The sequence below is a fragment of the Clostridium sp. AF29-8BH genome, from assembly GCF_003478145.1.
Taxonomy (GTDB): domain Bacteria; phylum Bacillota; class Clostridia; order Lachnospirales; family Lachnospiraceae; genus Otoolea; species Otoolea fessa.
Genome location: NZ_QUEL01000036.1, coordinates 1 through 14,098 on the forward strand (window position 1 = coordinate 1; position 14,098 = coordinate 14,098).

Annotated in this window: 15 protein-coding genes, 2 tRNA genes and 1 riboswitch; all 17 genes read right to left on the reverse strand. The window is 48.1% G+C overall.

Going from position 1 to position 14,098, the window contains the following annotated elements; all coding sequences use genetic code 11:
• Nucleotides 1–293: 293 nt before the first annotated feature.
• A complete protein-coding gene (locus tag DWZ16_RS14590) occupies nt 294–950 on the reverse strand; it encodes a DUF6465 family protein (RefSeq protein WP_117796331.1) in 657 nt (218 codons plus the stop codon).
• A 355-nt stretch (nt 951–1,305) separates the two neighbouring features.
• On the reverse strand, nt 1,306–1,740 hold the full coding sequence (locus DWZ16_RS17055) for a hypothetical protein (protein ID WP_412694361.1): 435 nt from the start codon (nt 1,738–1,740) through the stop codon (nt 1,306–1,308).
• Nucleotides 1,667–2,527, reverse strand: a complete 861-nt coding sequence (locus tag DWZ16_RS17060; protein ID WP_412694362.1) for a sodium-dependent transporter — start codon at nt 2,525–2,527, stop codon at nt 1,667–1,669. The genes DWZ16_RS17055 and DWZ16_RS17060 overlap by 74 nt, the downstream gene beginning before the upstream one ends.
• Before the next feature lie 347 nt (nt 2,528–2,874).
• Complete coding sequence (trpS, locus tag DWZ16_RS14600) at nt 2,875–3,948, reverse strand: tryptophan--tRNA ligase (RefSeq protein ID WP_118523118.1); 1,074 nt, start codon at nt 3,946–3,948, stop codon at nt 2,875–2,877.
• Nucleotides 3,949–4,205: 257 nt separating this feature from the next.
• Nucleotides 4,206–5,273, reverse strand: a complete 1,068-nt coding sequence (locus tag DWZ16_RS14605) for an ABC transporter substrate-binding protein (RefSeq protein WP_233430188.1) — start codon at nt 5,271–5,273, stop codon at nt 4,206–4,208.
• Between the two features lie 235 nt (nt 5,274–5,508).
• Complete coding sequence (locus DWZ16_RS14610; RefSeq protein WP_118472138.1) at nt 5,509–6,249, reverse strand: ABC transporter permease; 741 nt, start codon at nt 6,247–6,249, stop codon at nt 5,509–5,511.
• 35 nt (nt 6,250–6,284) lie between these two features.
• A complete protein-coding gene (locus tag DWZ16_RS14615) occupies nt 6,285–7,037 on the reverse strand; it encodes an ABC transporter ATP-binding protein (protein ID WP_118523119.1) in 753 nt (250 codons plus the stop codon).
• Between the two features lie 2 nt (nt 7,038–7,039).
• Entirely contained in the window at nt 7,040–7,456 is a 417-nt protein-coding gene (locus DWZ16_RS17065) for a hypothetical protein (RefSeq protein ID WP_412694363.1), read from the reverse strand.
• A complete protein-coding gene (locus tag DWZ16_RS17070; RefSeq protein WP_412694364.1) occupies nt 7,417–7,701 on the reverse strand; it encodes a hypothetical protein in 285 nt (94 codons plus the stop codon). Before DWZ16_RS17070 ends, DWZ16_RS17065 begins: the two co-directional genes overlap by 40 nt.
• Nucleotides 7,698–8,507: a bifunctional hydroxymethylpyrimidine kinase/phosphomethylpyrimidine kinase gene (thiD, locus tag DWZ16_RS14625; protein WP_118472126.1), complete on the reverse strand. Its 810-nt coding sequence runs from the start codon at nt 8,505–8,507 to the stop codon at nt 7,698–7,700. The genes DWZ16_RS17070 and thiD overlap by 4 nt, the downstream gene beginning before the upstream one ends.
• Nucleotides 8,508–8,688: 181 nt before the next feature.
• Nucleotides 8,689–9,324: a thiamine phosphate synthase gene (gene thiE, locus DWZ16_RS14630; RefSeq protein WP_118472127.1), complete on the reverse strand. Its 636-nt coding sequence runs from the start codon at nt 9,322–9,324 to the stop codon at nt 8,689–8,691.
• 54 nt (nt 9,325–9,378) lie between these two features.
• Nucleotides 9,379–10,200, reverse strand: coding sequence for a hydroxyethylthiazole kinase (gene thiM, locus DWZ16_RS14635; RefSeq protein ID WP_118523120.1), 822 nt, complete (start codon nt 10,198–10,200; stop codon nt 9,379–9,381).
• Entirely contained in the window at nt 10,193–10,729 is a 537-nt protein-coding gene (gene thiW / locus DWZ16_RS14640) for an energy coupling factor transporter S component ThiW (protein WP_117796324.1), read from the reverse strand. Before thiW ends, thiM begins: the two co-directional genes overlap by 8 nt.
• Nucleotides 10,730–11,121: 392 nt before the next feature.
• Nucleotides 11,122–11,228, reverse strand: a riboswitch (TPP riboswitch).
• Between the two features lie 457 nt (nt 11,229–11,685).
• The gene (gene tsf, locus DWZ16_RS14645; RefSeq protein WP_117796323.1) at nt 11,686–12,618 is read right to left on the reverse strand and encodes a translation elongation factor Ts; all 933 of its coding nucleotides are present in this window, start codon (nt 12,616–12,618) and stop codon (nt 11,686–11,688) included.
• Between the two features lie 124 nt (nt 12,619–12,742).
• Nucleotides 12,743–13,474, reverse strand: a complete 732-nt coding sequence (gene rpsB / locus DWZ16_RS14650) for a 30S ribosomal protein S2 (protein WP_022359217.1) — start codon at nt 13,472–13,474, stop codon at nt 12,743–12,745.
• Between the two features lie 321 nt (nt 13,475–13,795).
• Nucleotides 13,796–13,868 (reverse strand) — tRNA-Gly (locus DWZ16_RS14655).
• Between the two features lie 13 nt (nt 13,869–13,881).
• A tRNA-Pro gene (locus DWZ16_RS14660) sits at nt 13,882–13,955 on the reverse strand.
• Between the last annotated feature and the right edge of the window lie 143 nt (nt 13,956–14,098).

Genomic DNA, 14,098 nt, shown 5'->3' on the forward strand with positions numbered 1-14,098 from the left:
CACAGTCACGCGCAAAAATCCATCAAAAATTGCCTACGGCAATGGGATTTTTGCCTGCTGGCCCATGTTTTCGTACGGTCAGCGCAGTAAATGCGCAGACCTACTGAACAGTTACCATAGGACACATTTTTCTATGAAATAAAAAGCCAGTTCTATATCTCTCTTAATACACCAAAGATATAAAAACTGACTTTTTACCATTCTTAGATTTTTATATCTGCTTCCTCTTTTAAGCAGATATGGTATGTAAACTTCCCATCATACAGATCCGTAAACTTCACCGAACGCCCACCTTAGTACACAATCTTGTACTCGCTGGAACCTTCTCCATTTACCACATAGTAAACGGCACGCTCTTCCGGTTTAACATACAGGGTCAGAGTCTCAATCTCGTCCTCTTTATGTCCCAGAGCTGCATATGCTTTCTTTGCTTCTGCCTCCAGCTTCTCGATAGAAATCTCAGCACCTGCGTACTGTACGTATGCAACTGTCTTTACTTCCTTTTTCTCAGCTGTCTTCTTTGCTGCAGTGGTTGTCTTTGTGGTTGTCTTTGTGGTTCTCTTTGCAGTTGTTTTCTTTACGGTCACGTCTGTCTCCTTTTTCTCTGCGGCTGCTGCCATCTCTTTCTTCTCTGCGAGGGCGGTCTCCTTCTTCTGTACCGGCGCTACGGCTGTTTCTTTCTTCTCTACATGTGCCAGTGCAGTTTCCTTTTTCGGAACGGATGCTACTGCCGTCTCTTTTTTCTCCACCGCTGCAACAGCTGTTTCCTTCTTTGCCACTTCCGCTACCGCTGTCTCTTTCTTTGCGACTGCTGCCACTGCCGTTTCTTTCTTCGCCACTTCAGCTACGGCTGTCTCTTTTTTCTCCACAACAGACGGAACCTTTTTCTCTTCCGTTGAAACAGATTTCTTTGCCGCTGTCTTGGCTAATGTTTTCTTTCTCTGAACCATATATCTCATCCTCCTTCTCTGCTTTCTCCGCAACGTCTTCCGGCTTGTGATTCTGTGCTCACTCACACGGCGCAGCTTTTCCGCCTGCGGCAATGCCTCTTATCCGATTCATTCCCGACAGTCGAAGTAGGGACACCGCCTAATCACATCCTTGTCATTCTGCGGTATCCCCATAATTTAATTGTCTTATATTCAAGTTTCCCCAAGTTGTCTGTCCATTCAGATTATCACACAAATGGTCTTTTTCCGCCCTTGATCCACCGTCAAGCACATCCTATCCCTATTTCCATGACCTTGTCTGAACTTTAACAAATTATACGGCAATTTCCTGTTTTTGTCAACAAAACCGCTCTTCCTACCGAATCGCCAAGTACAAATTATAAAATCCAGTTACACTGACGATTCCCACCATAATCGGCGTCAGGAATCGGATGCAGAACACCCAGAGTTTTCCCAGACGGAATTTCGTACCGTCCGCCTCGATCTCCGCAAGTAGATACTCCGGTTTCCATTTCCAGCCTACATAGTAGCACATCGTGAGTCCACCGAGCGGCATCAGAATATTATCCGTTACCAGTCCAGCGAAATCAAAGACCGACTGATTCAGGATTGTGACATCACTCAGGACGCCGAAGGACAGCGCACTCGGAATGCCAAGCAGCGTGATCGCCGTACCAATCACAAGCGCCGCATGCTTGCGTTCCCAGCCCAGCGAATCAATCGCAAAAGAGGCACAGACTTCCAGAAGTGCGATCGCACTCGTAACGGCTGCGAAAAAAAACCAGCGCAAAAAACAGGATTGCAAAGAAAGTTCCCCCCGCAATATTCGCAAATACCATCGGCAGTGTGCCGAAAATCAGTCCCGGTCCCTGTCCCGGCTCCAGACCGAAGGCAAATACTGCCGGAAAGATCGCGATACCCGCGAGAACCGCAATCACGGTGTCCAGACCACCGACGATCATACAGCTTTTTGGAATATTTTCCTTTCCACTCAGATAGCTTCCGTAGGTGATCGTGATACCCATACAGAGACTCAGGGAATAAAACACCTGTCCCAGTGCCGCGCTGACAGAAGAAAGCGTGAACGCCGAAAAATCCGGCTGGAAGATAAATAACAGTCCTTTCGAAGCTCCCGGAAGCGTCACGCTTCTGAAAATGATGACAAATAACAGAACCAGAAGCATCGGCATCATCAATTTGCTCGCTTTCTCAATGCCATTGATGCCAAAATAGCAGACAGCTATAGTCGCTGCCATAAATACAATATGCCAGATCACCGGCTCGCTACTGCCGATAAAGGCGTTAAAATCCGGCGCTGCCGCCGTCGTCACATAGCTGGCAATATACTTTAAAATCCAGCCGCCAATGACGCTGTAATAACTCAAAATAATAAACGCCGCCAGTACGCCGAATATACCGACAATCCGTGCGTGCGGATGAATGTCCGCATATGCCTGCACCGGATCATGCCGCGTCTTCCGTCCCAGGGACATTTCCGTGATCATAACCGGCAGTCCGAGAACGACGATAAAAAACAGATACGCAACCAGAAATGGAAATCCACCGTTCTTTCCCATCAGATATGGAAATTTCCACAGATTCCCAATCCAATCGCCGCCCCAGCCGTCGCCATAATAAAGCCCAGCTTACTCGCCCATTGTTTGTTTTTACTCATGTGTAGCCCTCTTAGTATTCTTTCATTTCATATTTGATATAGCCTTGCGTTATAACGCAATACAGATTATTATATCGAATTTTAGGGACTATGTAAACCGTTTTTAAGTGGGAATCACGCAAAAAAGTCTGTCCCCCGACACCTTTCCCATGCCAAAAGACAGACTTTTCTCTATTTCTTAATTCAATTCATTTCCGGCAGCACACTCCCGGCATTTCAGAAAGCCGCACCGAATTTCCACTTTTTCTCTTAGTCCTCGATCGTATCGATCAGACTGTCATCATCAAAGTAATTGATCCGCATTGAAGCCTTCACATCGCGAAGCGTCTCAGCAGCCTTCGCCTCTGCTGCCTTGCTTCCCTCTTTCAGAATGTCAAATACATCCGGGATTCTCTTCTCCCATTCCTGGCGTCTCGCACGGATCGGAGACAATTCAGCCTGCATAACGTTATTTAAGAATTTCTTCACCTTCACATCGCCCAGACCGCCTCTCTGGTAATGTGCTTTCAGCTCGTCCAGGTTCTGGTAATCCGGCAGGAACTCTGCAAAATACTCCTGACGGCAGAATGCATCCAGATAGATGAAGACCGGATTGCCCTCGACTTTACCCGGATCCTCGACACGCAGGTGATTGGGATCTGTAAACATGGACATGATCTTCTTCTTCACATCTGCTTCCGAATCAGAGAGGTAGATGCAGTTTCCAAGCGATTTGCTCATCTTTGCCTTTCCATCGATACCCGGCAGACGCAGACACGCCTTGTTGGACGGAAGCAGAATCTCCGGTTCCGTCAGAGTCTCGCCGTACACGCTGTTGAATTTATGGACGATCTCCTTGCACTGCTCTAACATCGGCATCTGATCCTCTCCAACCGGAACGGTCGTCGCGCGGAATGCAGTGATATCCGCCGCCTGGCTAATCGGATAAGTAAAGAATCCAACCGGGATGCTTGCCTCAAAATTACGCATCTGAATCTCCGCTTTTACGGTAGGATTTCGCTGTACACGGGATACCGTAACCAGGTTCATATAGTAGAAAGTAAGCTCTGTCAGCTCCGGCACCATCGACTGGATAAAGATGGTGGATTTCTCCGGGTCAATTCCACAAGCCAGATAGTCCAGGGCAACCTGCAGAATATTTTTACGCACCTTTTCCGGGTGATCGGCATTGTCCGTCAGTGCCTGCGCATCGGCAATCATAATATAAATCTCATCGAACTTGCCGGAGTTCTGAAGTCTCACTCTCTCGCTCAGAGAGCCAACATAATGTCCGACATGTAAGCGTCCTGTAGGACGATCGCCGGTTAAAATAATTTTCTTCATCTATTTGTTTCCCCTTCCATTCTGGTTTTTTTTCTTTAATGGATTTTTGCGCGTGACTGTTAAGGTACTGAACAGTTACGAAAATATTATATATCCTGGCTGGCAGACTGTCAACATTCTGAGACTCCATCTTCCCCAGTAACTCTGTAACTCTGTTACCATTCTTGTCTTGCATATATATGTTAAACACCAGAATTTCCAGTTCCGGAAATTTACTTGCTCTGCACAAACAGGCAGTCTCTGACTACTTCTGGCTCTTACTCCTGCAGGTTTACCATCACATCCGAAACATCCACTTTCTTATCGATCAGCCCGCTCTCGCTCATCCAGTCGATGTTTTCCTGCCAGCACTCTTCGGTCTGGGTCAAAAACGGAACCTCATCGCTCTCCATGAGCGGCAGAAGTGTCTCACAGGACTTCTCCTCCACGCTCTGGGTCAGAGGGAAGTTTTCCTCATTCTGATTATTCATCAGGATTGCCAGGCAGCCATTCGGATCGTTCTTAAAGTCTTCAAAGCCCTTCTTCGATGCACGTAAGAATCCTTCCAGAACTTCCGGCTCCTGCTGGATCATTTCGTTGTTGGCAAGGAATACTTCCTCATAATAATTCGGGATTCCATATCCAGCTGCCATGAAGTAGTTGACATCAAAGCCCTCTTCCTCCATCTGCGGAACCTCATGGTTAACAAGGCATCCGATCGTCGCATCCACATTGCCGGTCGTCATAGAACTCATCAGTTCAAATCCGACATCGATCAGGTTTACATCCGATGCATCCGCTCCCACATATTCCATCATGCTCTTGACAACCGCCTCGCTGAGTGCTGTTCCGCCGTAACCAACGGTTTTTCCAACCAGATTTTCCGGTCCTGTGATATTCTTATCCTTTAAAGAAAGAACGACACTTAACGGGGACTGCACGATCGCACCGATGGATTTGATCTTCGTTCCCTGATTGGCAACCGCCTGGATCACATCCTGCTGATAGTACATGCCGATCTCCGCCTTTCCAGCCGCTACCAGTGATAACGCATCGTTCGCATTGGCCGGAAAACGCACTTTCACATCCAGTCCTTCTTCCGCATAATAACCGCGCTCGATCGCCGTATAAATAAAGGTATGGATCGCATTCGGATACCAGTCAAGAACCACATTGATCTCCTTAAGATCCTGACTTTTTCCATCTTCCGAGGTCTGTTTCGCATCCGTGCCCTCTGCCTGAGCAGCTGTCTCACTCTTTTCGCTGGCCGTTCCACATCCGCCAAGTGTCATCATTCCCATCACTGCTGCCATCACTGCGGCAGCCATTTTCATTCGTTTTTTCATCTCATATCCTTTCATTTTTACAAATTTCCGTTTATATTTCCCTATCACTTATCTGTTTTCCAGTTTTTTTGCATATGACTTGCTGGATTCACATACCAATCTCAAAGATCTGCACTTCTTCACGAGTAGCTTTTTTGTGAATACACTTTTTTCGGTCTGCAGCACACATTTCAAAAATACAGACTTTTCAATATCCGCACACATACTTCAAAATTTCATCCTATATCACAATTTCCTACTCATTCCTCCAGAAAATCATCCGCTTTTCAAGCAGCGAGACAACCCACGTTGCCGCCATCGCCACTACCGATAAGAGCAGAATCGGTGCAAATACACCGGCTCCATCTAACTGGGTCATCATTCTCCGGCTGAAATATCCGAGTCCGCTCTGGGCGCCCAGCCATTCTCCAATCGCCGCTCCGATGATCGACAGCGGTACCGCCATCTTGATCGCTGAAAAAAAGTACGGAAGCGTCGCCGGAATCTTTAATTTCAAAAAGATCTGACGTTTATCCGCGCCAAATGTAAACAAAAGTTCTTCCATTTCCGTCTTCACCGACCGGAACCCGTCAAATACCGTGATCGTGATCGGGAAAAACGTAATTAGTACCGTTACCAGCACCTTGCTCCAGATCGTGTAGCCAAACCAGAGGACAAACAGCGGTGCCAGCGCCGTCGTCGGGATTGTCTGCGAGGCGATGATCAGCGGATACAGCGCCTTTCTTGCCGTCTCACTGGCATCCATCAGCACAGCCAGTCCCACGCCCAGCACGATCGAGATCAAAAGTCCAATCACGACTACCGACATCGTCGCCGGCAGATGTGCCGTAAATAATGGACCCCGAAGTTCCCACAGCCGTACAACCACCTGAACCGGAGACGGGAGAATATAGGCCGCATCAATCCCCATAGCCGCTGCCTGCCATGTAAACAGAAGCACCGCCACCAGAATCAGGGCTGGAAGATTCGCATTCATCCGGCTTCCCATTTTATTTGTTTTTTTCTGTTCCATCACGACTTCTCCTTCTTAAGCATTCCGATCAGTTCTTCCTTTAAGGACAGAATCTCCGGTCTGCGAAGCTCTTCCCGGGATCGCGGATATCCCGCCGGGACCTCGATGGAGCGCAGATGTGTGATCGGTGACTGTTCCACCACGAGAATCCGGCTGGACAGAAACACCGCTTCTTCCACATCATGCGTGATGAAAAGAACCGTCTTTTTCTCCTTCTCCCACTGTTCCAGAAGCCACTCCCGCATAGACAGTCTTGTCAGATAATCCAGGGCTGAAAACGGCTCATCCAAAAGCAGAAGGTCTGAACCCGTCAGAACCGTTCTCGCAAAGGCGGCTCTCTGGCGCATACCGCCGGAAAGCTCTTTCGGCGTCTTATCTCCCCAGTCTGCAAGTCCAACCGATTGAAGCGCATCATCCGCTTTTTTCTGCATCTGTTTCTTCGAATATCCGCCCTGAATCTCCATCGGAAGCATCAGATTCTCCCGCACGGTGCGCCATGGAAACAGCAGATCCTGCTGCGGCATATATCCGCAGTAATTTTTCTTCGTTTCGATCGATTCCCCATCCACCCGGATCACACCGGAAGCCGGGGTAAGAAGCTTATTTACCAGCCGGAAGATCGTACTTTTTCCACAGCCGGAAGCGCCGATGATGGACACAAACTCCCCATTCTGGACTTCAAACGACAGATGGTCAATGATCGAAAAATCCTCTACCGCATATTGGAAACGCACGTTGTCAAATGTAAGCATATTTACCGCCTCATTTCCCACGCCATATCCCAGAATGCCGCTTCATAGCGGGAGCAGGCCACAAAAATATCCACCAGATGTTTCTTTTGTTTCTCAGACAGATCCTCTGCCAGACGGTTCATCCACTCTACAAGGACTTCATTTTCCTTGTGGTAAGACTCGGAAGCGTATCCCCGGATCCACTCTCCATAAAATGGATGTTTGTCGGCATCCGGTCTGTCTGCTGCGATTTTCTTCGCAATCCATTCATAGCTGAGGGCGCAGGACAATATCGCTGCTGCCGCCTCCGGCGTGCCCCCCTCATAAGCGATGCGAAGCATATAAGAAGTATAAGAAAGGTTATCCAGAGCGACCGGCGTCTGTTCCGCCTCTTCTCTGGTTATCCCCAAACGTTCCATGTAAGCACGGTGAATATCCATCTCCCCATCCAGAATCGAGTGGTATATCCGGCAAACAGGCGCATAAATGCGAGATCCGTTGATTTTGCCGCCCCGATGGAAAACACCTTTGTGTAATCAATCAGATACAGATAATCCTGTATCATATAATATTTGAATTTATCATGATCCAGACTGCCGTCCGCAATGCCTTTTACGAACGGTTTTTCATTGTAACCAGCCCAGATCTCCTTTGTGGCTTCCAAAAGCCTCTCTGTCATTGTCATACGCGTTCCTCCGCAAATCCTTTTCCCCGGAAATCAAATCCATGATCCATCGGACCGGATCCTTTGCCGAGATCCAGCATCGCTCCCAGTGCGCCGGAAATATATGCTTTGGCACGTTCCACCGCGGTGTCGAGATCATAGCCCTTCGCCAGATTGGATGCAATCGCGCTGGACAGGGTACAGCCCGTCCCATGGGTGTTGGAATTGTGGATGCGTTTTCCGTTAAACCAACGGTATCCGCCGTCCCGGTATAAAAGATCGTTGGCATCATTTAACTGATGTCCGCCCTTGCAGAGAACCTCACAATGGTACGTTTCACTGATCCATTTTGCTGCCGCAATCATATCGTCGGCAGACTTAATTTTCATTCCCGATAAGACCTCCGCCTCCGGAATGTTCGGTGTCAGAACCGCCGCTAATGGAAAAAGCGATTCTTTCAATGTGTCGATGGCGTCGTCACCGATTAACTTTGCTCCGCTCGTCGCCACCATAACCGGGTCCACAACAATGTTTTCTGCCTGGTACTCACAAAGCTTCTTCGCAATCGACTTGATCAGTCCGGTTGAAGAAACCATGCCGATCTTTACCGCATCCGGACGGATATCCGTAAATACGCTGTCAATCTGCTGTTCCAGAAATTCCGGGGTTACCTCAAAAATCCCCTGGACGCCGGTTGTGTTCTGGGCCGTCAGCGCCGTGATCGCACTCATTCCATATACTCCATTGGCGATCATCGTCTTTAAATCGGCCTGGATACCGGCGCCTCCGCTGCAATCACTTCCAGCGATTGTTAATGCTGTCTTCATAATTAACTCCTTTCAGGCATCAATAACTTTTATAAGGCGACACAAGGTGGTGCCCCCAATGTGCCGCCATAAAAAACTTTTTGCAAAGTTTCTTACCATTTTTTAATGAAGCTTTTTTCACAAGCTTTTTCTTATAAACTTTTTCATGCCATTTTTTGACAAAATGACAACGTTTTCATCTTTACAGAACCTTTTTTACAGCTTCCTTCAGTTCCTCTGCTGCCTTTTCAATATCATCGGCCGCAAACAGGGCGCTGACCACTGCAATGCCGTCCACACCTGTTCCTTTTAACAGCTCCAGATGTTCTTTATTCAGTCCGCCGATCGCAACAACCGGAATATCGACTGCCTGACAGATCTTGGCAAGCATCCCCGGCGTCACGGCATCGGCGTCCTTTTTGGTTCCCGTCGGATAGATGGCTCCGACTCCCAGATAATCCGCCCCATGCTTTTTCGCAAGAAGCGCCTGTTCTACATTTTTGCAGGAAACGCCGATGATCTTATCTGGTCCCAGCTTTTCCCGGACCTTTCCCGCTTCCATATCGCTCTGTCCCACATGGACGCCGTCCGCATCCACCGCCAGGGCAATCTCCACGTTGTCATTGATCACAAACGGAACCTGATACTTTCTGCAAAGCATTTTAAGCTTCTTTGCCTCCTCCAGAAACTCCGCCTCGTCAAGCTCCTTTTCTCTCAGCTGGACAAACGTCGCCCCGCCTTTCAAAGCTTTCTCAACCTGACTCTCCAGAGTTTCCCCCTTCAGCCATGCGCGGTCTGTCACCGCGTAAAGCAGCATATCTTCCGGTCTGCAGTTCATCTGCATTTCCTCCTTCTCTCAGCTGTTCTTATAAAAACGGACACTAAAGCTCTATTATCTTACTTCAAATTTTGCTCCGGCCTCCAGCGCTTCTCCGTTCATGCGATAAATAGCATCAATGATATAATTCCGGTAGGTCGCATTGCCGTCCAGTTCACCTAAGCGGGCGTATGCCGTCTCCCCGGACAGTCCCATCGCGCAGACTGCCGCAGCAGCTGCCTCAAGCGGCTGTTCCTGGTTGGCTGTCACAAAGGCCGCCGTCAGAGCCGAGAGCTGACAGCCGGTTCCCGTGATGGAAGACATCTCCGGACGACCGTTGTAAATGCAGTATGCCTTCTCCGCATCCGCCACAATGTCGATCGCACCGGTGATCGCAACGACCGCGTTCATCTTTCCGGCAAATGCCTTCGCAAAAGCTGCCGCCTCGTCCAGGTTTTCCTTCGTCACCCGGTCTGCCAGATCGGCATCCACGCCCTTCGTCGTTCCATTTCCAAGTGCCAGTGTCTTAATCTCCGAAATATTCCCGCGGATCACGGTAAACCTGACTTCCTTTAAAAGCTGATTGGCGGTCTCTGTTCTGAGTTTCGACGCACCGGCGCCTACCGGGTCTAAAACTACCGGATGACCCAGCTCATTTGCCCGTTTTCCGGCAAGCAGCATGGATTCGATGGTCCGGCTGTTTAATGTGCCGATATTGATATTCAGTCCGCCACAGATGGTCTGGATATCCGAAACTTCGTCCTTATCATCCGCCATGATCGGGGACGCGCCGCATGCGAGTACCACGTTGGCACAGTCATTGACAGTCACGTAGTTCGTGATGTTATGGATTAACGGACATTTTTCTCTTACATTATCAAATATTTCTTTAAACATGTGCTGGCTTCTCCTCTCTCAGTGCTTCCTGCATTCCTGCTAAAATATTGGCTTTCTTTAAACTTAAAATCAGAACCGCGCTTATGATCGCGCCTCCCGCGGTCGAGATCAAAAACGGAACCACATAGGCATAGACAGCCAGTCCCGCCGCGCTCTTTCCCATCAGGAAAACTGCCACCGGATATGCTGCAAATCCGCCCAGAATGGACGTTCCAAGCACCTCACCGATCAAAGTTGCGAACACACTCTGCGTTTTCTTGTAAACCAGTCCGCAGATCAGGGCGCCAAACATACTGCCCGGAAATGCCATCAGGCTTCCAAGTCCTAACAGATTTCGGATCAGCGCCGCTGCAAAGGCCGCTCCCAGTCCATAGCCCGGTCCCAGAAGAACGGCACACAGGATATTTACCATATGCTGTACCGGGGAACACTTGCTTCCGAACACCGGAACGGAAAATAAACTTCCTACGACGGCAACGGCACAGAATACAGCCGCAATCGCCAGTTTTTTCGTGTTTGTCTTATTCATTTTTCTTCTCCTTCTTTGAAAATTTGCAACTGTTCTGTTTCTTTGATATTCTTGAACAGTTACGAACAATTTACGTTTTCTGCATGAAATTCGGTCGATACTCTCTGGTATCCTCTCACGCCGGAACACGGCTTCCCATCGCTGCCTACAAAGCCCAGGGCGCTCCCCCTCAGCTCGCCGCACACATGCGGAATACGTTCCCCCTTTCAAAGAATTTAATTTTAAAAGAATGTGCCCTGGCACATTCCCGCGCCGAGCGCGGTTGCTTGCGACATGATTCCCTTCCGCCGCAGTGCGATCCCGCCCGGTAGGGCTTTTATATAACAGGAAATTTCAACGGATTTTCCTGTTATATGAAAAAACAGGAGATACCCCTGCGGATATCTCCTGTAAAAATTCATCTCATGACTTCCTACGACGGCATTATCCGCATCAGGTTAAAGGGTCGAAGTTCGATTACTTCCTCTCAGCCCGCTAACGAGCTCCCCTGTTTTTATCAAATTTGCAATGTTTCCATGCTGAACCATCGCCAGACTTATTATAGCGCATCTGGCGAAATTTTCAAGTGCGACTTTCTGGTGCACTTTTATCCCCTATCCTTTCACGATCAAGGTCAGCGTAAGCGCCCGCCAGATTCCGGTGAGTCCCATAATGCCACCCAAAAGAATCGCTAATGGGATCCTGAGACCGGTAAATGTAATGCTGAGCAGACTGCAAAGACGCGTCTGCAATCAGCTGAGGCGTTCCATTCGTGTTATTACACAAATCCCCCAAAACCTCTACACAACTCACTACACACTTTTTTACACAATTCGCATAAGAAGATATAATAAATTGCAACAAGTTATATAAAAAAGTATCAAAAAACAGTACACAAAAAAGTGCTGAAACCCTACATAAATACTGGGTTTCAGCACTTTCTAATAAGTTATATGAAGTTACAACAAGTAGTTCGCTTACTGTGCCATCTGCTTTGCAACTTCCTCTGCAAAGTTCTCTTCCTTCTTTTCGATACCTTCACCAGTCTCGAAACGAACGAACTTCTTAACAGTGATCTTCGCACCATTCTCTTTAGCAACCTGAGCTACATACTGAGCTACGCTCTGCTTGCCATCCTCAGCCTTAACATATACCTGATCCAGAAGGCAGATCTCTTTGAGCTCTTTCTTGATACGACCCATAACCATGCCGCTGATGATCTTGTCGTTTGCGTCCGGCTTCTCGTTCTTAGCTGCTACAGTCAGGATCTCTTTCTCTTTTGCGATGTAATCTGCATCTACTTCGCTGTCGTTGGTGTACAGCGGTTTCAGAGCTGCAGCCTGCATAGCTACGTTCTTAGCCATCTCTTTGATTGCATCGTTTACAACGTCAGTCTCAACGTCTACCAGAACGCCGATCTTGCCGCCTGCATGGATGTAGGAAGCAACGAAACCATTCTCCTCAGCTAACTGAGCAAAACGACGGATCTTCATGTTCTCGCCGATGATGGAGATCTGGGAAGACAGAGCCTCTGCAACTGTCAGGGACGGATCCTTTGCCCATTTTTCAGCCAGGAATGCGTCAATATCTGCTGCGCTTGTGTTCAGCGCCTGCTCAGCAACATCAGATACATAGTTCTGGAACTTCTCGTTCTTAGCTACGAAGTCTGTCTCTGCGTTTACTTCTACTACAACTGCCTTCTTTTCATCAGCGGTAACCTTAGTCATAACGATACCCTCTGCTGCAATACGGCCAGCTTTCTTAGTAGCGCCTGCAAGTCCTTTTTCTCTCAGGAACTCAACAGCTTTGTCCATGTCGCCATCTGTAGCTGCAAGAGCTTTCTTACAGTCCATCATACCAGCGCCTGTCATTTCACGTAACTCTTTTACCATTGCGGCTGTAACTGCCATCTTAAATCCCTCCGTGTATATAAATTCAGGTACACGTTCGTATACCCGCGCGGAGCACGCTTTTATGCGGAAAACCGCGGCGTGCTCCTGGTCTTTTGGTTTCAGTTTTTAATTTTGGGGTTAATTAAGCCTCTGTAGCCTCTGCTTCGCCCTCTGCTGCAGCTGCCTCAGCCTCGCCCTGCTTAGCTTCAATAACAGCGTCTGCCATTCTGGAAACGATCAGTTTTACGGCACGGATAGCATCATCGTTACCCGGGATTACATAATCCAGCTCTTCCGGATCACAGTTGGTATCGATGATACCGATCAGCGGAATACCCAGAGTATGAGCCTCCTGTACGCAGATTCTTTCCTTCTTCGGATCTACTACGAAGATAGCATCCGGGATCTTCTTCATATCTTTGATACCGCCCAGGTTCTTCTCCAGCTTCTCCCACTCTTTTTTCAGCTCGATAACTTCTTTCTTCGGCAGAACGTCGAAAGTTCCGTCCTCAGACATAGCCTCGATCTGTTTTAATCTAGCGATACGACTCTGGATGGTCTTGAAGTTTGTCAGCATACCGCCTAACCATCTCTCGTTTACATAGAACATACCACATCTCTCAGCCTCGGTCTTGATAGCGTCCTGAGCCTGCTTCTTTGTACCAACGAACAGGATTGTGCCGCCGTCTGCTGCGATATCGGATACTGCCTTGTAAGCCTCATCTACTTTACCTACAGATTTCTGAAGGTCGATGATGTGGATACCATTTCTCTCGGTGTAGATGTACGGAGCCATTTTCGGGTTCCATCTTCTGGTCTGGTGTCCAAAATGTACACCTGCTTCAAGTAACTGCTTCATTGAAATAACGCTCATGTTTCTTTCCTCCAATTTTGGTTTTTCTTCCGCCGTCTTCTCATGCTTTCCGCGGGGACTCATAATGAGCACCGTCCTGCGCAAATCCGACCGGCGTGAATTTTCAGCCTTTATACTATATCACAGGCAAGGTATACATGCAAGTGGAAATTAAAAAAATCACGCATTTTCCTTCATTTTTCTTCGTTTCTTGAATTTCTTCCAGCAAGCATATACGGAATGATAATACAAAACCTTCAGTAAAAACTTTTAGCAATTCTATGTAAATTAAAAGCGGGCTCCGAAAACCTCGGAACCCGCATAAATCCTAGAAATAAAAAGAGCGCGAGACGGGACTCGAACCCGCGGCCTCGACCTTGGCAAGGTCGCGCTCCACCAACTGAGCCACTCGCGCATATTTGTAAGAATCGGGGTGACAGGATTCGAACCTGCGACCTCCTGGTCCCAAACCAGCGCTCTAGCCAAGCTGAGCCACACCCCGTCATCCACGTTTATATTTGATTTTCTTGAAAGTTTATATACCTTCAAAACTGCACACTGAATTTCTTCTACTTTCTATCTTTCATCCTTCAGGAAATAACTTCCTCTTACCTATCCTTAACCATAACCTTTTGGTTAAGCCCT

Bases quoted from the DNA above. Each gene is read 5' to 3' on its own strand.
- DWZ16_RS14590 (WP_117796331.1), bottom strand. From the start codon at position 950: ATGGTTCAGAGAAAGAAAACATTAGCCAAGACAGCGGCAAAGAAATCT.
- DWZ16_RS17060 (WP_412694362.1), bottom strand. From the start codon at position 2,527: ATGGGAAAGAACGGTGGATTTCCATTTCTGGTTGCGTATCTGTTTTTT.
- trpS (WP_118523118.1), bottom strand. From the start codon at position 3,948: ATGAAGAAAATTATTTTAACCGGCGATCGTCCTACAGGACGCTTACAT.
- DWZ16_RS14605 (WP_233430188.1), bottom strand. From the start codon at position 5,273: ATGAAAAAACGAATGAAAATGGCTGCCGCAGTGATGGCAGCAGTGATG.
- DWZ16_RS14610 (WP_118472138.1), bottom strand. From the start codon at position 6,249: ATGAATGCGAATCTTCCAGCCCTGATTCTGGTGGCGGTGCTTCTGTTT.
- DWZ16_RS14615 (WP_118523119.1), bottom strand. From the start codon at position 7,037: ATGCTTACATTTGACAACGTGCGTTTCCAATATGCGGTAGAGGATTTT.
- DWZ16_RS17065 (WP_412694363.1), bottom strand. From the start codon at position 7,456: ATGGATATTCACCGTGCTTACATGGAACGTTTGGGGATAACCAGAGAA.
- DWZ16_RS17070 (WP_412694364.1), bottom strand. From the start codon at position 7,701: ATGACAATGACAGAGAGGCTTTTGGAAGCCACAAAGGAGATCTGGGCT.
- thiD (WP_118472126.1), bottom strand. From the start codon at position 8,507: ATGAAGACAGCATTAACAATCGCTGGAAGTGATTGCAGCGGAGGCGCC.
- thiE (WP_118472127.1), bottom strand. From the start codon at position 9,324: ATGAACTGCAGACCGGAAGATATGCTGCTTTACGCGGTGACAGACCGC.
- thiM (WP_118523120.1), bottom strand. From the start codon at position 10,200: ATGTTTAAAGAAATATTTGATAATGTAAGAGAAAAATGTCCGTTAATC.
- thiW (WP_117796324.1), bottom strand. From the start codon at position 10,729: ATGAATAAGACAAACACGAAAAAACTGGCGATTGCGGCTGTATTCTGT.
- tsf (WP_117796323.1), bottom strand. From the start codon at position 12,618: ATGGCAGTTACAGCCGCAATGGTAAAAGAGTTACGTGAAATGACAGGC.
- rpsB (WP_022359217.1), bottom strand. From the start codon at position 13,474: ATGAGCGTTATTTCAATGAAGCAGTTACTTGAAGCAGGTGTACATTTT.